General features: G+C 32.5%; 20 protein-coding genes and 1 riboswitch. Of the genes, 16 read left to right on the plus strand and 4 right to left on the minus strand.

The genetic code is table 11. The features are described 5' to 3' along the window. Genes purC through purD form a run of 9 tightly spaced genes read left to right on the plus strand, consistent with a single transcriptional unit; the run spans position 1 to position 9,626 of the window. Positions 1–702 carry a phosphoribosylaminoimidazolesuccinocarboxamide synthase gene (gene purC / locus LQ598_RS11270; protein WP_107558998.1) on the plus strand — a complete coding sequence of 234 codons (702 nt, stop codon included), beginning with the start codon at positions 1–3 and terminating at the stop codon, positions 700–702. Then, positions 703–963, plus strand: coding sequence for a phosphoribosylformylglycinamidine synthase subunit PurS (gene purS, locus LQ598_RS11275; RefSeq protein WP_016912086.1), 261 nt, complete (start codon positions 703–705; stop codon positions 961–963). It abuts the gene before it with no gap. Continuing rightward, a complete protein-coding gene (gene purQ, locus LQ598_RS11280) occupies positions 963–1,634 on the plus strand; it encodes a phosphoribosylformylglycinamidine synthase subunit PurQ (RefSeq protein ID WP_016912087.1) in 672 nt (223 codons plus the stop codon). The genes purS and purQ overlap by 1 nt, the downstream gene beginning before the upstream one ends. After that, positions 1,627–3,816, plus strand: coding sequence for a phosphoribosylformylglycinamidine synthase subunit PurL (purL, locus tag LQ598_RS11285; RefSeq protein ID WP_016912088.1), 2,190 nt, complete (start codon positions 1,627–1,629; stop codon positions 3,814–3,816). The genes purQ and purL overlap by 8 nt, the downstream gene beginning before the upstream one ends. Further along, positions 3,795–5,291, plus strand: a complete 1,497-nt coding sequence (gene purF / locus LQ598_RS11290) for an amidophosphoribosyltransferase (RefSeq protein WP_016912089.1) — start codon at positions 3,795–3,797, stop codon at positions 5,289–5,291. The genes purL and purF overlap by 22 nt, the downstream gene beginning before the upstream one ends. Further along, positions 5,275–6,309 carry a phosphoribosylformylglycinamidine cyclo-ligase gene (gene purM / locus LQ598_RS11295; protein ID WP_107536840.1) on the plus strand — a complete coding sequence of 345 codons (1,035 nt, stop codon included), beginning with the start codon at positions 5,275–5,277 and terminating at the stop codon, positions 6,307–6,309. Before purF ends, purM begins: the two co-directional genes overlap by 17 nt. Beyond that, positions 6,306–6,872, plus strand: a complete 567-nt coding sequence (gene purN, locus LQ598_RS11300; RefSeq protein ID WP_016912091.1) for a phosphoribosylglycinamide formyltransferase — start codon at positions 6,306–6,308, stop codon at positions 6,870–6,872. The genes purM and purN overlap by 4 nt, the downstream gene beginning before the upstream one ends. 15 nt (positions 6,873–6,887) lie before the next feature. Next, entirely contained in the window at positions 6,888–8,366 is a 1,479-nt protein-coding gene (gene purH, locus LQ598_RS11305; protein ID WP_239745523.1) for a bifunctional phosphoribosylaminoimidazolecarboxamide formyltransferase/IMP cyclohydrolase, read from the plus strand. A gap of 9 nt (positions 8,367–8,375) precedes the next feature. Then, positions 8,376–9,626: a phosphoribosylamine--glycine ligase gene (gene purD / locus LQ598_RS11310; RefSeq protein ID WP_107536841.1), complete on the plus strand. Its 1,251-nt coding sequence runs from the start codon at positions 8,376–8,378 to the stop codon at positions 9,624–9,626. 105 nt (positions 9,627–9,731) lie between these two features. Here purD and LQ598_RS11315 read toward each other — a convergent pair whose 3' ends face one another. The 4 genes from LQ598_RS11315 to LQ598_RS13820 all read right to left on the minus strand — a co-directional run bounded on the left by LQ598_RS11315 (position 9,732) and on the right by LQ598_RS13820 (position 12,996). Beyond that, complete coding sequence (locus tag LQ598_RS11315; RefSeq protein WP_103323335.1) at positions 9,732–10,523, minus strand: energy-coupling factor transporter transmembrane component T family protein; 792 nt, start codon at positions 10,521–10,523, stop codon at positions 9,732–9,734. Continuing rightward, on the minus strand, positions 10,513–11,916 hold the full coding sequence (locus LQ598_RS11320; protein ID WP_016912094.1) for an ABC transporter ATP-binding protein: 1,404 nt from the start codon (positions 11,914–11,916) through the stop codon (positions 10,513–10,515). The genes LQ598_RS11315 and LQ598_RS11320 overlap by 11 nt, the downstream gene beginning before the upstream one ends. 11 nt (positions 11,917–11,927) lie before the next feature. Beyond that, positions 11,928–12,503, minus strand: coding sequence for an ECF transporter S component (locus tag LQ598_RS11325; RefSeq protein WP_239745524.1), 576 nt, complete (start codon positions 12,501–12,503; stop codon positions 11,928–11,930). 91 nt (positions 12,504–12,594) lie between these two features. Further along, positions 12,595–12,699: riboswitch (TPP riboswitch) on the minus strand. A 171-nt stretch (positions 12,700–12,870) separates the two neighbouring features. Then, complete coding sequence (locus LQ598_RS13820; RefSeq protein WP_016912096.1) at positions 12,871–12,996, minus strand: hypothetical protein; 126 nt, start codon at positions 12,994–12,996, stop codon at positions 12,871–12,873. A 147-nt stretch (positions 12,997–13,143) separates the two neighbouring features. On the opposite strand from LQ598_RS13820, the gene auxA reads away from it, so the two are divergent. The 7 genes from auxA to ptsP all read left to right on the plus strand — a co-directional run bounded on the left by auxA (position 13,144) and on the right by ptsP (position 20,870). Then, positions 13,144–14,442, plus strand: coding sequence for a lipoteichoic acid stability factor AuxA (auxA, locus tag LQ598_RS11330; protein ID WP_103323336.1), 1,299 nt, complete (start codon positions 13,144–13,146; stop codon positions 14,440–14,442). Positions 14,443–14,813: 371 nt separating this feature from the next. Further along, positions 14,814–15,986 carry a class I SAM-dependent rRNA methyltransferase gene (locus LQ598_RS11335; RefSeq protein ID WP_107558999.1) on the plus strand — a complete coding sequence of 391 codons (1,173 nt, stop codon included), beginning with the start codon at positions 14,814–14,816 and terminating at the stop codon, positions 15,984–15,986. Between the two features lie 73 nt (positions 15,987–16,059). Beyond that, entirely contained in the window at positions 16,060–16,596 is a 537-nt protein-coding gene (locus LQ598_RS11340) for a DUF697 domain-containing protein (protein ID WP_239745525.1), read from the plus strand. 150 nt (positions 16,597–16,746) lie between these two features. Then, positions 16,747–17,838: a carbohydrate kinase gene (locus LQ598_RS11345; protein WP_119596021.1), complete on the plus strand. Its 1,092-nt coding sequence runs from the start codon at positions 16,747–16,749 to the stop codon at positions 17,836–17,838. Further along, positions 17,838–18,755, plus strand: a complete 918-nt coding sequence (locus LQ598_RS11350; RefSeq protein ID WP_239745526.1) for a pseudouridine-5'-phosphate glycosidase — start codon at positions 17,838–17,840, stop codon at positions 18,753–18,755. The genes LQ598_RS11345 and LQ598_RS11350 overlap by 1 nt, the downstream gene beginning before the upstream one ends. 136 nt (positions 18,756–18,891) lie before the next feature. Beyond that, the gene (locus LQ598_RS11355; protein ID WP_107537295.1) at positions 18,892–19,158 is read left to right on the plus strand and encodes a phosphocarrier protein HPr; all 267 of its coding nucleotides are present in this window, start codon (positions 18,892–18,894) and stop codon (positions 19,156–19,158) included. After that, entirely contained in the window at positions 19,158–20,870 is a 1,713-nt protein-coding gene (gene ptsP / locus LQ598_RS11360; protein WP_016912885.1) for a phosphoenolpyruvate--protein phosphotransferase, read from the plus strand. Before LQ598_RS11355 ends, ptsP begins: the two co-directional genes overlap by 1 nt. Positions 20,871–21,147 lie beyond the last annotated feature (277 nt).

Consider the following 21,147-nt stretch of genomic DNA (forward strand, 5'->3'; position numbering starts at 1 on the left):
ATGTCACTACTTTATGAAGGTAAAGCTAAAAGAGTATTCAATACAGAACAAGAAGATATTTTAAGAATTGAATATAAAGATGAAGTAACAGCAGGTAACGGAGCTAAAAAAGATGAAATGTTAGGAAAAGGTAGATTAAACAATTTAATTACATCTAAAATTTTTGGAATATTGAAACAAAAAGGTGTTCCGAGCCACTTTATAGAACAAATATCTGAAACAGAACAACTTGTTAAAGCTGTAGAAATCTTTCCATTAGAAGTCGTTGTTCGTAACGTAGCTGCAGGATCTATTTGTAAAAGGCTTGGCTTTGAAAAAGGTCATACATTTGAAGAACCATTATTAGAATTATTTTATAAAAAAGATGAGTTAAATGATCCTCTAATTACAGACGATCACGTGGTATTACTTAATATTGCTACACTTGATGAACTATCTACTATTAAAAATGAAGCTTTAAAAGTTAATGCTGTATTAAGTGAAGTAATGAATGAAATGAACTTGATATTAGTAGATTATAAAATCGAGTTTGGTATTACGAAAGATGGTCAAATTTTATTAGCTGATGAAATATCTCCAGATACTTGCAGAATTTGGGATAAAGAGACACAAGAAAACTTTGATAAAGATGTATACAGAGAAGATACTGGCTCATTAATCGATACTTATGAAACTTTTTACAAAAAATTGGAGGAACTATAAATGAAGAAGATTGAATTGCACATCACATTACAAGGTCAGGTTTTAGATACTCAAGGTCAAGCATTAAACAGAGCAGTACATGATTTAGGATACGAGCAAGTAAATGATATTAGAGTAGGTAAAGTTATATATATGACAGTTGATGAAACAGATGAAAATACAATCAAAAATGTTGTCAATACGTTAAGTGAAAAGTTATTTGCTAATACTGTAATTGAAGAATATAGTTTCAAAATCTTAGAAGACGAGGAGAACGCGTAATGAAATTAGCTGTATTAGTATTTCCGGGATCTAATTGCGATCGTGATATGTTTAATGCTGCTAAACATTCTGGTGTTGAAGCGGCATATGTAGATTATAGAGAAACTTCACTTGAAGGTTTTGATGGTGTCTTAATACCTGGTGGGTTCTCTTTTGGTGACTATTTAAGATCTGGCGCGATGGCTCGCGTTGCGCCGATTATTAGTGAAGTAAAAAGACTTGCTCGTGAAGGAAAACCAGTATTGGGCGTTTGTAATGGATTCCAAATCTTAACTGAAGTTGGATTGTTACCAGGTGCTTTATTGCATAATGATAGTCATTTATTTGTTAGTAGAAATGAACAATTAACAATTGTAAATAATAAAACGAAATTTACACATCAATATGATAAAGATGAAACAGTCGTTTATCCTGTTGCACATGGTGAAGGAAATTATTATTGTACAGATGACATTTATGATGACCTTGTAAAAAACAATCAAATTATTTTAACTTATAATGACAATCCAAATGGTTCATATAAAGATATAGCTGGTATAACAAATAAGGAAGGTAATGTTTGTGGAATGATGCCACATCCAGAACGTGCAATGGAAACATTACTTGGCTCAGATAGCGGTGTTAAATTATTTCAATCTATGATCGAAAGTTGGAGGGAACAACATGTCTAAGTTTTTAGAACCTAGTATAGAAGAAATAGAAAAAGAATATTTATATAGAGATATGGGCTTAACAGATAAAGAATATCAAAAAGTAATCAGTATTTTAGGCAGAAAACCTAATTTTACTGAGATTGGTATTTTTTCAGTAATGTGGAGTGAACATTGTTCTTATAAGCATTCTAAGCCATTTTTAAAGCAATTCCCTACTTCTGGCGAACATGTATTGATGGGACCAGGTGAAGGTGCTGGTGTTGTCGATATCGGCGATAACCAAGCGGTTGTATTCAAAGTAGAATCTCACAATCACCCTTCAGCGATAGAACCTTACCAAGGTGCTGCAACTGGTGTCGGCGGCATTATTCGTGACATCGTTTCAATTGGTGCAAGACCAATTTCATTATTAAATAGTTTGAGATTTGGTGAATTAACAAATAAAACTAATCGTAGGTTATTTAGTGGTGTCGTAAAAGGTATTGGTGGCTATGGTAACTGTATTGGTATCCCTACAGTTGCTGGTGAAATTGAATTTGATGGCCGTTATGATGGTAATCCACTTGTAAACGCAATGTGTGTCGGCATTATTGATCATGACAAAATTCAAAAAGGTACTGCTAAAGGTATAGGTAATCCAGTTATTTATGTTGGATTAAAAACAGGTAGAGACGGTATTCATGGTGCTACTTTTGCTTCAGAAGAATTAAGTGAAGCATCTGAAAGTAAGAGACCATCTGTACAAATAGGTGATCCTTTCGTCGGTAAAAAATTAATGGAAGCTACTTTAGAAGCGATAACATATCCAGAATTAGTCGGAATTCAAGATATGGGTGCTGCTGGTTTAACGTCATCATCATCAGAAATGGCTGCTAAAGGTGAAGGTGGTATACATCTACATTTAGAAAAAGTCCCTACACGAGAAGAAGGTATTTCTCCATATGAAATGATGTTATCAGAAACGCAAGAACGTATGTTATTAGTAGTAGAAAAAGGAACAGAACAAAAATTCTTAGATTTATTTGAACATCACGAATTAGATTCTGCAGTAATTGGTGAAGTAACTGATACAAATAGATTTGTATTATCGTACGAAGACGAAGTTTATGCAGATATTCCAGTTGAACCATTAGCTGACGAAGCACCAGTATATATTTTAGAAGGTGAAGCGAAAGAGCATAATGAAGATGCGCATGAATACGACAATATCGATGTTAAAGATGTATTTGCTAAGCTGATTAATCATCCTACAATTGCTTCAAAACATTATGCATATGACCAATATGATCAACAAGTTGGTGCGAATACAATTATTAAACCAGGTATTAGCGCCGGTGTCGTTAGAGTTGAAGGTACTAAAAAAGCAATTGCTTCAACGATAGATGGTGAAGCAAGATATGTTTATAACAACCCATATGAAGGCGGAAAAATGGTTGTAGCTGAAGCATATAGAAACCTAATATCTGTAGGTGCTAAACCTTTAGCAATGACAGATTGCTTAAATTATGGATCTCCTGAGAAGAAAGAAATATATCAACAATTAACTGATTCTACACGAGGCATGGCAGAAGCATGTGAAGCTTTAAATACACCAGTCGTATCTGGAAATGTTTCTTTATACAATGAAACTAAAGGAACTTCAATCTTCCCAACGCCTGTAGTAGGAATGGTCGGCTTAATTGAAGATGTAAGTTATTTAAATGATTTTGAACCAAAAGTTAACGAACGTATTTATATCGTTGGAGAAACAAAAAATGATTTCGGTGGAAGTCAAATCGAAAAATTATTATATAAAGAAGTTAACCATGAACCAAGTTCAATAGACTTAAACGCAGAAGTTCAACGTGGCGAACAAATTAAAGAAGCGATTCATGCTCAAACTGTTTCTCACGTCCAAGCAATAGGTAAGGGCGGTATTGCAATAAGTCTTGCAAAAGTATCATCACACTTTAATTTAGGATTAGATGTTACAGTACCACTTTCAAATGCACAATTATTCAGTGAAACACAAGGTAGATATATTTTAGTTGCTAAAGAAGGTCAAACTGTAGAAGTAGATGGTGCAGTTGAGATAGGTAAAATAACTGACGACGGTGAATTTACATTAACTAATGAATCATCACAAATTAAATACCATGTATCTGATTTGGATGAACAGTTGAAAGGGGCAATCGCTCAATGCATGAAATCAAGAGTTTAAATGAAGAATGTGGTGTATTTGGCATATGGAACCATCCAGATTCTGCACAATTAACTTATATGGGACTTCATAGTTTACAACATAGAGGTCAAGAAGGTGCAGGTATAGTTTCTTCAAATGGATTTGAGCTTAAAGGTGAAAGAGGTTTAGGATTGTTGACTGATGCAATTTCTGATGTTCAATTAGAAGGATTTAAAGGTAATCAACATGCAATTGGTCACGTAAGATATGCAACATCTGGAAATCAAGGTATTGAAAATATCCAACCTTTTTTATATCACTTTTATGATATGAGTGTAGGTGTTTGTCATAACGGAAATTTAGTTAATGCACAAAGTTTGAGAAAAGATTTAGAAAAAGACGGTGCTATTTTCCATTCTTCTTCAGATACAGAAGTGATTATGCATCTTATTAGAAGAAGTAAAGCATCAACTTTTGAAGAAGCATTAAAAGAAAGTTTGAATATAATAAAAGGCGGATTTACATTCGCTTTATTAACTAAAGATGCGCTATATGGTGCTGTAGATCCAAATGCAATTAGACCGTTAGCAGTAGGAAGAATGAAAACGGGTGCTTATATAATCGCTAGTGAAACATGTGCAATTGATGTTCTTGGCGCAGAGTTTATTAGAGATATTCATGCAGGAGAATTTATAGTCATTAATGATGATGGTATTAGAGTAGAATCATATACAACAGATACGACAACAGCAATTTCAGCTATGGAATATATTTATTTCGCTAGACCAGATTCCACAATTGCAGGTAAAAATGTACATGCTGTGCGTAAAGAATCAGGAAAAAGATTAGCACAAGAAAGCCCTGCTATTAATGCTGATATGGTTATAGGTGTGCCGAATTCATCACTTTCAGCAGCGTCTGGATTTGCTGAAGAAAGCCATTTACCGTATGAGATGGGACTTGTTAAAAATCAATATGTCGCTAGAACATTTATACAACCTACTCAAGAGTTACGTGAACAAGGTGTACGCGTCAAATTATCAGCTGTAAAAGATATTGTACATGGAAAAAATATTGTACTCGTAGATGACTCAATTGTGAGAGGTACAACAAGTAAAAGAATCGTGAAAATGTTGAAAGACGCTGGAGCAAATGAAATTCATGTTCGCATTGCTTCTCCTGAATTTATGTTCCCTAGCTTTTATGGTATCGATGTATCAACATCATCAGAATTAATATCTGCAAATAAATCACCTGAAGAAATTAGAGACTATATTGGTGCAGATTCTTTATCTTATTTATCAGTTGATGGATTAATTAATTCTATTGGTTTAGATAAAGAGGTACCATATCACGGTCTTTGTGTTGAAAGCTTTACGGGTGACTATCCTGCAGGACTGTATGATTATGAAGAACGATATTATGAAAATTTAAGTCCACGTCAAAAGGCTTATTTAGCAAATAACAAACAATACTTTGATAAAGAGGGTAATCTTAATGTCGAAAGCATATAAAGCATCTGGTGTAGATATAGAAGCAGGTTATGAAGCGGTAAATAGAATGAAGTCTCATGTGCAAAGTACGATGAGAAAAGAAGTTTTAGGTGGATTAGGTGGATTTGGTGCAGCCTTTGATCTATCTCAATTAAATATGAAAAAACCAGTATTAGTATCAGGTACTGATGGCGTTGGAACTAAATTAAAACTCGCTATTGATTATAATAAGCATGACACAATAGGTATTGATGCAGTTGCAATGTGTGTTAATGATATTTTAACAACAGGTGCAGAGCCTTTGTATTTCCTAGATTATATTGCGACAAACAAAGTGGACCCAGAAACAATTGAAGCAATTGTTTCTGGTGTGTCTGTTGGTTGTAAGGAGACAAACTGTGCATTAATAGGTGGAGAAACTGCTGAAATGGGCGAAATGTATCATCAAGGTGAATATGATATTGCAGGATTTTGTGTAGGTGCAGTTGAAAAAGACGCGTATATCGATGGCAGTACCGTTGACGACGGTGACATATTAATCGGTATAAAATCAAGCGGTATACATTCTAACGGATACAGTTTAGTAAGAAATTTAATTAAAGAAAGTGAAATTGATTTAAATGATCAATTTGATGAAAATAGAACGTATTTAGAAGCGTTTCTTGAACCAACTAAATTATACGTTAAACCGGTCCTTTCAGTATTAGAAAAAGTGAAAGTGAAAGGTATGTCACATATAACTGGTGGTGGCTTTATAGAGAATATCCCTAGAGCCATTCCTGAAGATAAAGACGCTGATATAGATGTGAGTTCATATGAAGTGCCTAAAATCTTTGATTGGTTAAAAGAACAAGGCAAGATTGAAGCAACAGAAATGTATAATGTCTTTAATATGGGTATTGGTTTTGTACTGATTGTTAATAAAGAAGATCAAGAGGAAACGCTGAATATTCTAAAAGGTCATAATGAAGAAGCTTTCGTTATTGGTAAAATTTCTAATGGAACAGGAAATGTCAATTTGTCGGGGGTTCAATCATGACAAAAATTGCTGTATTCGCATCAGGAAACGGATCAAACTTCGAAAAGATAATGGAAAATATTGAAGCAGGTTATTTAGATCATATTGAAGTGACAGCTTTATATACAGATAATCCAAATGCTTTTTGTATTGAAAGAGCAAGACGTTTTAATTTGCCGGTATATATTATCGATCCAAGAACATACGATAATAAAAAAGATTACGAAGAAGCGCTTTTAACAAAATTATCTCAAGATAGAGTCAGTTGGATTATTTTAGCAGGTTATATGAAAATTGTAGGTCCAACATTACTGAAGCAATATGAAGGAAAAATGTTAAACATTCATCCTTCTATTTTACCGAGCTTTCCAGGTAAAGATGCAGTTGGACAAGCACTTGATTATGGTGTTCGAGTGACAGGTGCAACAGTACACTATGTTGATAGTGGCATGGATACAGGTGAGATTATTGATCAATTAAGTTGCTCAGTACATCCAGATGACACAAGAGAAACATTGCAATTAAGAATACAAAACTTAGAATATGAATTATATCCACGTGTCATAAAAGAAATTATTCAATAAAGGAGTCTTTACAAAATGAAGAATGCAATATTAAGTGTTTCAGACAAAACCAACATAGTAGAATTTGCAAGCAAACTTATAGAAAATGGTTATAAAGTATATTCGACTGGCGGTACTAAAAAAGCATTAGAAGAGGCGAATATTGAAGTGTATTCTGTCTCTGATTTAACAAATTTCCCTGAAATAATGGATGGAAGAGTAAAAACATTACATCCAGGTGTACACGGCGGGATCCTTGCCAATCGTTCTATACCTGAACATTTATCAGCATTGAAAGAACAAGATATCGATTTAATTGATTTAGTTGTCGTAAACTTATATCCATTTAAAGAAACAATCAAAAAAGAAAATGTTACTGAAGATGAAGCAATCGAAAATATAGATATTGGTGGACCAACTATGTTAAGAGCTGCTGCCAAAAACTATAAATTTGTGACGACTATTGTTGACCCAACTGATTACAATGAGGTTATTAATCGCATAGAAAATAATGAGTTAGATGAAGCATATCGTAAATCTTTAATGGTTAAAGTATTTAAACATACAAATGACTATGATAAAACGATTGTTGAATTTTTCGCAAATGAATCAGAACAATTGAGATATGGCGAGAATCCACAACAAAATGCAACGTTTGTCAAAACGTCAAACGAATCAAATACTTTAGCGGGTGCTAAACAATTGCATGGTAAAGCGTTAAGTTTTAATAATATTAAAGATGCGGACGCAACTTTATCTCTTATTAAAAAATTCGAACAACCAGCTGCCGTAGCTGTTAAACATATGAATCCATGTGGTGTAGGTGTGGGCGAAACAATTGAAGAAGCATACGATTACGCTTATGAAGCAGATTCTCAATCTATATTTGGAGGCATCGTTGCTTTAAACAGACCCGTTACTAAAAAATTAGCTGAATCACTACATGCAATATTCTTAGAAGTCGTGATTGCACCAATCTTTGAAGAAGAAGCTTTAGAAGTATTAACGACTAAGAAAAATATTAGATTGTTAGAAGTTGACATGACAGAAACGAAAGATGAACAAGAATTTGTTTCAGTGTCTGGTGGATACTTAGTACAAGATAAAGATAATGCTATGATATCTAGAGAAGATATGAAAGTTGTAACTGACGTTGAACCTACTGAAGCACAATGGAAAGCATTAGAATTATCATGGAAAGTTGTACGTTCAGTTAAAAGTAATGCCATTGTACTTGCTAATGACCATCAAACTGTTGGTGTAGGAGCTGGTCAAATGAATAGAGTTGGTTCTGCAAAAATAGCAATTGATAGAGCAATTGAAATGAATGAAAATGTAGCTTTAGCATCTGATGGCTTTTTCCCAATGGGAGATTCTGTAGAAACAGCTGCCAAAGCAGGTATCAAGACAATTATCCAACCAGGTGGTTCTATTAAAGACCAAGATTCAATTGATATGGCTAATAAATATGGCATCAGTATGGTATTTACTGGTATGAGACACTTTAAACATTAGGAGGTCACTATGAAAGTACTTGTGATAGGATCAGGTGGAAGAGAACACGTATTAGCTCAAAAATGTAGTCATTCAAAGTTAGTTGATGAAGTATTTGTTATTCCTGGAAACGATGCGATGAGCAAAGTAGCTACAATTGTTTCTGAAATTCAAGAGTCAGATCATGAATTAATTAAAGATTTTGTTGTCGAGCATGAAATTGAATGGGTTATTATTGGCCCAGAACAACCTTTAATTGACGGTTTAACAGATGCATTAGAACAAACGAATGCAAAAGTGTTTGGACCTAATAAAGCAGCAGCACAATTAGAAGGTTCTAAAGAATTCGCAAAGAAAATTATGGAAAAATATAATATTCCTACTGCAGAATATCAAACCATTACTAATAAAGATGAAGCGGCTGAATATGTTGAACAATGCAAAATTCCAATTGTACTTAAAAAAGACGGCTTAGCTGCTGGTAAAGGTGTTATCGTTGCTTTAACGCGTGACGAAGCGAGAGAAGGTATTGAAACATTATACGAAACACAAAATGAAAAAGTCGTTTTCGAAGAATTTCTTGATGGTGAAGAATATTCTGTGATGACTTTTGTTAATAATGAGTTTGCTGTTCCATTCGATTGTATTGCGCAAGATCATAAGAGAGCTTTTGATGGTGATCAAGGACCAAATACAGGTGGAATGGGGGCATATTGTCCAGTCCCTCATATTTCTGAAGAAGTATTACAAGAAACGAACCAAAAAATAGCACAACCTATAGCGGATGCTTTAGTAAGTGAAGGTATAAATTATTTCGGCTTAATTTATATTGGCGCAATCTTAACTGAGAATGGGCCGAAAGTAATAGAATTTAATGCGAGATTTGGTGATCCCGAAGCTCAAGTACTACTTACTCGATTAGACTCTGACTTTGTCGAGCTTTTAGAAAAAGTATATAAAAAAGAACCTATAACATTAGAGTGGAAAAATGAAAGTGTGGTAGGTGTAGTGCTTGCTTCTAAAGGCTATCCTGGTTCTTATGAAAAAGGGTATGTAGTTGAAGGATTAGAAGAACTGGATCAATATTTTGTTAGTGCTCTGAAAAAGAATGACAATGGGCAATTTGAGAACAATGGCGGTCGCGTTATGATTGCAATTGGTACTGGAGATCATATCGAATCAGCTCAAAAAAATGCTTATGAACAAGTTAGTAAAATTAAAAGTGATATATTGTTTTATAGAAATGATATAGGGCATAAAGCTTTAAAAGCTCAAAAATAATCAAAAGGTCGATTCAAATTTATGGAAAATAAATTTGAATCGACCTTTTTCATTGCGCTATATTTCAATCTTTTTGGGAAAGGTATGGTCAAATATAACGCAATGTTATCTAATATCTGCAATATTTGTAATCGGTATATAAATACTTAATAAATATGCAATAACGACTAGCAATATCGTTAATAGTACAAAATATAAATCATTTATTGTAAAAGGAACTTTATAATAGTATGTTCTTTTTTGATTAGTGAAACCTTTAGCTTCCATGGCAACAGCTAATCGATGAGACTTTCTAATGCTTTGACTTAAAGTAGGTATGAGTAGATGATTGATCCATTTCAAACCTTTGCGATTACTTTTATCGATAACGGCGTAACGCATCTTTAAAGCTTGTCTTAACTGCATAAAAGAACTAAACATTATTGGAATCATTCGTATTGAAGCCATAAAAGCATATGCTATTTTAGGTTTTAATTTTAAATGTTGCATGAAACTGTAAAATACAAAAATTATTTGAGAGGTAAAAGGGATTACCATGCCATAAAATGAAATGACGAGTGTACGCATAGTAACATGCAAACCTCTTAGCAAACTTTCATTTGTTATATGAATAATGCCGAATTTTAGTAATGTACGTTCTCCTTCACCGTAAAAAATCATAAATAACGATGAGGTGATTCCAAAGAACATTGTAATGGCTATTACGATAAGAAGTGGTAACCATCTAACGCCACTCATTACAATTAAATATATAAACATAATGATTGTTAAATAAATCATGAAGTCAAATTGGTGAATAAATATCGCATAGAAAAATAACATTATACCTAATAACAGTTTCGTTAAAATATTCACATGATCAATAAAAGTAGAGTATTTCTTCCAGTTAGTTAACATGTGATTCACCACCGTTAACGGTTAATTGCGCGTCATTTATGGTAAATGTCCTTGTCGCATATCGATTTATAATTTCCTGTTCATGTGTAATCATTAAAATGGTTTGACCGTTACGAACTCTATCGTGGAATAATTTAATGAGCTCGAATGTATTGTGACTATCTAAACCAAATGTTGGCTCATCTAGAAGTATAATTTCTGAGTTCGTACTTAACGCTGTAGCGACACTTAAACGTTTCTTTTGTCCTATGGATAGTTCAAATGGATGTTGATCTTTAACGTGATCTAGTTTTAATAAATTCAACATTTCATTAGTTTTTTCGTAAGCGGTATTTTTATCTTGATGTGAGAAATTAATCATAATTTCATTGAAAACAGATATTTCTATAAATTGTAATTCTGGATTTTGGTACACAAAGTACATATGTTTGGATGCATCTTTCACTTTCTTAATGTGCTCATCTTTATATTTAATTTGTCCCTTATACTTTATAAGCTGCATAAGTGACTCTAAAAAGGTGGTCTTTCCAGCACCATTTTCTCCTGTAAGCGCAATCCACTCGCCTCTATATATAGACAAGTTATCTACATGGAATAAGTTCTTGTGCTTGCGCAGTATATCTAAATGATTAATATTTAATAATGTTTCTTGTGTAGAAGGTATTTCACTTAACTTTGGCGCGTAATGCCAAGAGTTTGGATGCCACACACCATAGTCATTTAGAACATCCGTATGATTACGTAATATATCATCAGGTGTACTATCGTGTGTGATTTCTCCGTGCTCGTTCATCACAATTACTCTGTCTACATAATTCCAAATATAGTCTACTTTATGCTCTACAATCACTACAGTTTGATTTTGCCAATTTTGCATAATTAAATCCCATAGCTGCGTTGTAGATTGATGGTCAAGCATAGCAGTAGGTTCATCTAGAAATAATGTACTCGTATCTTGTAACAATATAGAAGCAATGGCTAATTTTTGTTTCATGCCTCCGCTTAAACGGTTGATTTTCAAAGAAGGATCAGCATTTAAATTTACTTTATTCATTGCTTCAATAATTAACTTATCCATCTCAGTAGGTGGAATATTCATGTTTTCCAACACGAAGGCTAATTCTTCTTTAATTTCTGGCATACAAAATTGTGTATCGGGATCTTGGAATATAACGCCAGGAAGGGTATCTATTTTTTTAGAATCGACTTTCATTGGAATATCCATTGATCTCGGAATAATGCCACTTAAAACATTTAATAACGTGCTTTTTCCTGAACCACTAGGTCCTAATAAAAGTACTTTTTCTTTATCGTTAATTTGAATATCTAAATTTTTGAAAATAATGCGTTTATCGTCAGGATACTTAAGTCTTAAATTTTTTAGTGATAACAATTGGCTAACTCCTATAATAAGTCATAATCTTTTTTAGATGCTGGTCTAAACAACTTAGTGACACCAGTTTGGTCAAGTGCTCTTACAATCGCATATCCTAATGCGCCACCTACAATCGCGCCACTCAATATTCTAATTGCGAACATTAAGATTACATTCCATAATGCAACATCACTTAAATAATTATAGAACCAATCAATAGGTAGTGTGATAATGCCAGCAGTCATCCCAGCTACAACAGCAACAGATAACTTTCTCGTTTTATAACGAACTGCCAAAAAGACAATTTCGCAAGCTAAACCTTGAAGTAATGCATAGATAAATGTAGGGATATCAAATTGTCCCATTACAATTGTTTCACCAGCACCTGCAGCAAATTCAGCAAGTAATGCGACACCTGGTTTTTGAATTATTAAATACGTTACAATTGCTGCAATAAACCAAAGGCCATATACTGATTGTTCTAAATGTAATCCTAAAGGTTTTAAAATTTCATATGGAACCCATAAAAATTTATAAATGATTGCAAATAACGCACCAATCAATACCGTAACTAGAATATCAGACAAAGTTAATCTTTTTGACATGTTATATATCTCCTTTTTTATAAAAAAATGTGCACTCCTATATCTAAATAGAAGCGCACAAAAATATTGTTATCATTTAAAATGAATATTATATGATTTACGAACACTTTCCTACGCTAGTATCATCTAGATCAGGTACAAAGGGTTCAGACCTTTTCATGTCTGTCTCAGTTTTTAAACACCCCTAGTGCAGTTATTAAATTGTTAACACTACGATAAGTCTTATCATACCTTTTGTCAATAGGTTATAATAAACGTGAAATCTATTTTTTTAAAAGAATGAGTTGATTATAAGCATAATAAAATCCTCCATGAAATGAAGTATTCATTTACGATGGAGGATTATTATACAGATGAGGGAAATAGATTATTCGAAAGTATCTTGAATATTATCTTTTGTTTCGTCTTGTCCTTTTTTATCATCTTTTTTATGATCTTGTTCCTTTTTCTTAGCTTTTTCTGCTTCGTCTTTATGTTTATCGTTTTGAGTCATGATAACACTCCTTTAAAATGTATGATATTATTATATACCCAACTACGTATGAGTTTTAAACTTCTTGCTAGTACTTGGGACCGATTTTCAATATAATTAAAGACAATTGAAAACGAAACAATTATAATGTTCAATGAGGTGAAGAACATGTCTATAAAGAAAAAAAGCTGGGAAGTTCATTTTAGTCGTATTATAGGTATATTCATTTTAATTACAGGATTACTTATATTATTTAATGCGCCACGTATTAAAGATTATAATATCAAAGATTCAAATGATATCCATATAAGAAATATTTGGGACTTTTTTGTAGCTTTTTTTGATGAACTGGTTAGAATAATGCACCATTATATTGGTGGTTTTCCAGTGATAGCAGCAATCATAATTTTATTGATTGGTATTTTTGTTTTACTTATTGGACGTACTTTAAGAAGAACGACGAATTATGATTACGATATTTCTATATTTTATATAGGACTAACGATCTTATTAATGATTGTCATTATGATGACGATGTTTCAAGTTTACAGTTTTGCATCATTCTTATTTATCATTCCATTTAGTATTCACGTGGGATATGTTGTTTATAAAAATGAACTAAACCCGATGAATCGTAAAAAACATTATTTATGGATTATTATTTCATATGGTATGTGTTATTTCATTTCACAATTTGCAATGAACCATAATATCGATGCTGCAAATGTAAAACCTATAGATGTAATGAGTATTAATTTATTCTTTATATTATTATGGTGTTTTAGCCAAATGTCTGTTTGGATAAGTTTATATTTAAGAAGATCATTACCAGTAAGTGATGAAGATGCAGAAATGATTATTGATGAAAAATACTCAAGAGTAAAAAATAATCGACTAACGCGTAAAATATTTAGCATGTCTCAAGGTTTTTATCAGAAACTACAAACTTTCAAACAAACAACTTTAGAGAAATTTAATTCTGAAGAGGCTATTGCTAAACGAAAAAAACGTAATGAAAAATGGAAAGAAATGATTAGAATAGAAGACGATGACATTCCTAAATGGATGAGAAGACCTAAATGGTTAAAGAAAAGCTATATAGAATGGATTAGTACAGCTATTTTATTCTTATTTACGTTTATTGAATTTAATAATCGTAACGGTTTGTTCTTGTCAGGTGAATGGAAATTATCACAAATACAATATGTGTTCGAATGGTTAACATTGTTTATTTTAATGTTACTCATCATTTTATATGCATACTTTAATTACACGACAAACTACAAGAATAAAAATAATTTTGGAAAACTTTTTGTTATATCGGCACTGTTCTTTGAAATTGCAACAACATTCTTTGTTTCAGCGTTACAAACGTCGCAATTATCAGTATTTATAACACCAATATCCTTCTTATTATTACTGTTTGTCACACCAGCATTTATTATTCATTTGAAAAAATCTTTCTAACACATTTAAAATCATGTGTGACAAAACATACTAAGATTAATATAAAAGAGCGTAAATTCTTAAAAAATAAGAATTTACGCTCTTTTTACTTTATTTTTCAAGTCTTAGTACCTTTTATTTATATTCTAATATGTGATAAGTAAACTTTTTTAATGAATTTATTTGGAAAATGTATTGCACGGAACAATCTTATCCTTTATACTATTTTTAGTAAGCGTTTACATAAAAGGGGATCAAAACTTTCTGGGGGAAATTTTGATTAATAAATTCGGTTAACAGAGTATTCTAAAGGGGGATACTCTGTTTTTTTGGTGTTTTGCGTAATATACGTTATAATATGTGAGACATTTCGAAAGGATGGCCAAAAAATAATGAAACAGTTAATGCTTAAAAGAGGTAAAGAAGATAAATATTTAAGAGGTTACCCTCTAGTTGAAAAAGATGACATATTTGATATGCCTAACACAGATGAAGGTGAATTAGTAGCGCTTGTAGATTCTGGTAAAAGATTTATTGCTACTGCTTATTATGGTGAACAAAATAAAGGTATCGGTTGGGTATTATCACTAGAATCAACTGAAAAGATAGACCACCAATTTTTTGTAGATTTATTTACTACAGCTAAAAATGAAAGAGAATATTATGATCGTGTTAATGGCATCAATGCATACAGAATTTTTAATGCTGAAGGTGATGGTATTGGCGGATTAACAATTGATAATTATGACGGACATTTATTAATTCAATGGTATTCTGTAGGAATCTATCGTTTGAAAGACAGATTATTACCTGCAATTAAAGAAGTATTTGAATATAAATCTATTTTTGAAAAAAGAAGATTTAAAGGTATGGAAACTGCTTCTGACTTTGTTGACGGAAAAGCACCTGGTTTCCCATATGTAATAGAAGAAAATCATTTATTCTACAATATTGATTTAGATGATGGACCGATGACTGGAATTTTCTTAGATCAAAAAGATGTAAGAAAAAAATTAAGAGATCATTATAGCCAAGATAAAGATGTACTTAACTTATTCAGTTATACGGGCGCTTTTTCTGTTGCAGCAAGTGCAAATGCTAACTCTACAACGAGTGTGGATTTAGCAAATAGAGCTAGATCGCTAACTGAAGCTAATTTTGGATTAAACACTGTGGATTTAAATAATAATCATATTTTCATCATGGATGTGTTTGATTATTTCAAATACGCTTTACGTCACGGTTTAAGTTATGACGTAGTAGTCGTTGATCCTCCAAGCTTTGCTCGTAACAAGAAAAAAACGTTTAGCGTACAGAAGGACTATCCGGAATTAATAGAAGATTCATTGGAACTTTTAAATGAACAAGGTACTTTAATATTAAGTACGAATTCTAGTGCATTCCCTCAAAAAGCATTTAAAAAAATGATTAATCAAACTTTAGATGCTTTAGATGTAGACTATACTATTCTGGATGTTATGGGATTACCTAAAGACTTTAAGAGCCATCCACATTACAAACCTAGCAAGTATTTGAAAGTAGTGTTTGTACAAATAAATGGTTAAAAATTCCTCGTACGGGTATATATTAGTATTCTGAATTATTGAATATTAATGAACTGTGAGGAGAATGAAAATAATGGGTATATTTAATAAAATTACTAATAAAGCCGGAAATAAAGCATTAGGAATAGAAGAAATTAAAAAGCGTTCTGAATTACCAGTAACGCAAGATGAGTTATTAAATCGTAGAAAAAGAGCTAAAGACTTAATTCATAAAAAATCATTAATGTCATCTGCAGCAAATGTTGTTCCAATACCTGGATTAGGTGTTGGTATGGACATCAAGCTAATGAGCGATATCATTGAAGATATTAACAAAATTTATGGATTAAGCCATAAGCAAGTGAATAAAATGCAAGATGGCTTAAAACAAAAAGTGCTGACATCTGCCGCTATGAAAGGTAGCCAATTTATTGGACAAAAAGTTACAAATGCTATGGTAAAAGTATTCTTTAAATCTGTAGTTAAACGTGAAGCGGCTAAACAATCTAGATGGATACCACTTGTAGGTCAAGCTGTTGCTGGATCTATTAGTTATTATTTAATGAAAAAAATGGGTGAGGATCACATTAAGAAATGTGAAACAGTCATTCAAGACTTTATAAGTGAATAAATTTCAAAAAGTTAGTATCAGGAATTAATCTTGATACTAACTTTTTTTATTTGAATTATTTTAATATTTGCGTTATTTATGAAAGCGCTTTATAGTATGATGTGTAAACTAAAGTTCGAAATGTAAACATTTGTTTGTGAGGTGAGTGGTTTGAATAAAAATGAAAAGATCATACTTAATTTAATTAAAGAGAATCCATTTATATCACAACAAGAATTATCAGAAGAAGTTGGATTATCAAGGCCAGCTGTAGCAAATATCATATCGGGGTTGGTTAAGAAAGAATATGTGCAAGGGAAAGCATATGTTTTGAATGAACAAAATCCTATTGTGTGTATAGGTGGTGCAAATATTGATAGAAAATTTCATATTACCGATAAATTAATAGAAGGCACCTCTAATCCTGTTACTTCAGAATTATCTATAGGCGGTGTTGCCAGGAATGTTGCAGAGAACTTAGGAAGAATAGGAGAGGATGTCCTGTTATTAACAACGTCTGGAAATGATGCAGAATGGCAACATATTGCAGATTTATCATCACCATTTATGAATGTGGATTATGTTGAAAAAATATCTAGTGAGGCTACGGGAAGTTATACAGCATTGTTAGACCAAAATGGAAACATGACGATGGGACTCGCAGATATGTTAGTATATGACAAAATCACGCCAGAGTTTATGATCAAAAATACTTATTTATTAAATAAAGCAAAGTGTATTATTGCAGATTTGAACTGCCCAAAAGAAACGATTGAGTTCTTGTGTGCTTATGCTGAGAAAAAACAAATTAAATTGGTATTAATTGCAGTTTCAGGACCAAAAATGAATCGTCTGCCAAATAATTTACATGCTGTAGATTGGCTGATTTTAAATGAAGATGAAGTTGAATCCTTTGTAGGCAAAGAGGCAGAGTCAGAAGAATATTTACTAAAATTTATCAATGACATTAAATCATTAGGCGTTACCAATATCATTGTTACATCAGGTAAAGAAAAAATATTTTATGATGGCATAGAAGGAAAACAGCAGTTTAAAGTTAAAGCAATTGAGCATGTTGTCGATGTAACAGGTGCCGGAGATGCATTTACGTCAGGTTTAATTTATGGATGGTTAAATTCATATGATATACGACAAATTATTGATTTAGCTAAAGCTAATGCTTCTAAGACAATACAAACATCTTATACCGTTAGACAAGATTTAGACAGAAAACAACTTATAAAAGACATGGAGGCGTTATAATGAAAAGCTATATTCAATTCTCAGAAGAAGTGGAAAATGCTAAACAGGAAGGCAAAGCAATTGTTGCTTTAGAATCTACAATTATTTCACATGGTATACCATATCCACAAAATGTACAAATGGCAAAAAACGTAGAACAAATTGTAAGAGATAACGGTGGTGTGCCTGCAACTATCGCTATTATTAATGGCGAAATCAAAATTGGATTAAATGATCAAGAATTAGAGTTATTAGCAAGTGCTGAAAATGTTGCTAAAGTTTCAAGAAGAGATATAGCAGAAATTATAGCAACTCAAAGAATTGGTGCAACTACAGTAGCTTCCACAATGATTTGTGCACAATTAGCAGATATTAAATTCTTCGTTACAGGTGGTATCGGCGGTGTTCATAAAGGTGCAGAGGATACAATGGATATTTCAGCCGATTTAGAAGAACTTTCTAAAAAAAATGTAGCTGTCATTTGTGCTGGTGCAAAATCAATCCTTGATTTAGAAAAAACATTAGAATATTTAGAAACTAAAGGTGTACCAGTTGTAGGCTATCAAACAGATGAACTTCCTGCATTTTTTACAAGAAAAAGTGGGCTTAAATTAAATACTAGAATGGATGACGTTGAAATGATAGCACAATTAGCAGAGGTGCACTGGGATTTAGGTTTAGATTCTGGTATTGTGATTGCTAATCCAGTTCCAGAAGAAGATCAATTAGAGCCTACGTTTATAAATAATATTATTTATAAAGCATTAGCAAAAGCTGAAGAACAAGGTATACATGGCAAAGATTCAACGCCATATCTTTTAGGTGAAATTGTTAAGCAGTCTGAGGGTAGATCATTAGATACGAATATTAAACTCATTGAACACAATGCAATAGTTGGGACACAAATAGCAGTTGAATATATGAAGCTTCCTAATTAAGCCAGAATTGACTCAAATAATTGCATACTTATGTAATTTGATTGAATTGTAAGTGTTTTTTTGATATTCTTTAATCGTATAGATAAAATTTGATTTTATACAAATTAAATATAGGAATCAGAAGGAGATAATAAATATGGAACAAAATTCTTACGTAATAATTGACGAAACGGGTATTCATGCACGACCAGCAACTATGTTAGTTCAAACTGCATCTAAATTTGATTCAGATGTACAATTAGAATATAATGCTAAAAAAGTAAACTTAAAATCTATTATGGGTGTAATGAGCCTAGGTGTTGGTAAAGATGCTGAAATTACTATCTACGCTGAGGGTAGTGATGAGAAAGAAGCAATTGATGCAATCACTGAAGTATTATCTAAAGAAGGATTAACTAAATAATGTCTGAATTATTAAAAGGTATAGCCGCATCTGATGGTGTGGCTATTAGTAAAGCATACTTATTAGTCGAGCCTGACTTATCTTTTTCTAGCGATAATATCAGCGATGTAGATGGCGAAGTTGAAAAGTTCAAAGCAGCTGTTAATCAATCTAAAGTTGAATTAACTCAAATTCGTAATAATGCTGAGAAACAACTTGGAGCTGATAAAGCTGCGATTTTTGATGCGCACTTATTAGTGTTAGAAGATCCAGAGTTATTAAATCCGATTGAAGATAATATTCGCAATAATAAAGTCAATGCGCCAACTGCATTAAATGAAGTATCAACAAATTTCATTACGATTTTTGAAAATATGGATAATGAATACATGAAAGAACGCGCGGCAGATATTCGTGACGTTTCTAAACGTATTTTGGCACATATATTAGGAGTGGAATTACCGAATCCTAGTATGATCAATGAAAGCGTTATTATTGTTGGAGAAGATTTAACACCATCTGATACAGCTCAACTTAACAAAGAATTTGTTAAAGGTTTTGCTACAAATATTGGTGGAAGAACTTCACACTCAGCGATTATGAGCCGTTCATTAGAAATTCCAGCTGTAGTAGGTACAAAAGACATTACTGACCGCGTTAAACATGGTGATGGTCTTATCATCGATGGATTATCTGGTGATGTAATTATTAACCCTACAGATGATGAAGTTCTAGCATATGAACAAAAACAAAAAAACTTCTTAGCTGAAAAAGAAGAATTAGCAAAACTTGTTAATGATGAATCTGTTTCTAAAGACGGTGTTCATGTTGAGCTTGCAGCTAATATTGGTACACCTAATGATTTAAAAGGTGTTAAAAATAATGGCGCAGAAGGTATTGGTTTATACCGTACTGAGTTCTTATACATGGGTAGAGACAATATGCCTTCAGAAGAAGAACAATTTGAAGCATATAGTAAAGTGTTGAAAGAAATGGATGGTAAGCGAGTAGTTGTTCGTACTTTAGACATTGGTGGAGATAAAGAATTATCTTATCTAAACTTACCTAAAGAGATGAATCCATTCTTAGGATATAGAGCAATTCGCTTATGCCTAGATCAAACTGATATCTTTAGAACACAATTAAGAGCTTTATTACGTGCATCTGAGTACGGTAAATTAAATATCATGTTCCCAATGATAGCTACAATTAACGAATTCAGAGACGCTAAAGCAATCTTACTTGAAGAAAAAGAAAAATTAGTTTCTGAAGGTGTTAAAGTAGACGATGATATCGAAATCGGTATTATGGTTGAAATTCCAGCAACTGCTGCACTTGCAGATATCTTTGCTAAAGAAGTTGATTTCTTTAGTATCGGTACAAACGATTTAATCCAGTATACGATGGCTGCTGACCGTATGTCTGAACGCGTTGCATACTTATACCAACCATATAACCCAGCAATTCTTCGCTTAATTAAGCAAGTAATTGAAGCTTCTCATAAAGAGGGTAAATGGACAGGCATGTGTGGAGAAATGGCTGGAGACAATACGGCAATTCCATTATTACTTGGATTAGGCTTAGATGAATTCTCTATGAGTGCGACTAGTATTCTTAAAGCAAGAAAACAAATCAAACAATTAGATCAAAAAGAAATGCAAGAATTAGCAGGTAGAGCAATTAATTGTGCAACTGAAGAAGAAGTTGTAGAACTTGTTAATCAATTATCGTAAATTAATAAATGAAAAAGTCTGGGATATTAGTGTCCTAGATTAATGTAAAAGAGCGCAAATTCTTATTCTCGAAGAATTTGCGCTCTTTTTACTTTATTTTATGAGTCTTCGTGCGATTTACCCGTGAATTTATCAAGTCGAGGTCCACATGATAAATAGAGCCGTTGAATTTATCAAGTCGAGGTCCACATGATAAATAGAGCCGTTGAATTTATCAAGTCAAGGTTCACATGATAAATAGAGCCGTTGAATTTATCAAGTCAAGGTTCACATGATA

This window comes from Mammaliicoccus sp. F-M27 (assembly GCF_022387115.1).
GTDB lineage: Bacteria > Bacillota > Bacilli > Staphylococcales > Staphylococcaceae > Mammaliicoccus > Mammaliicoccus vitulinus.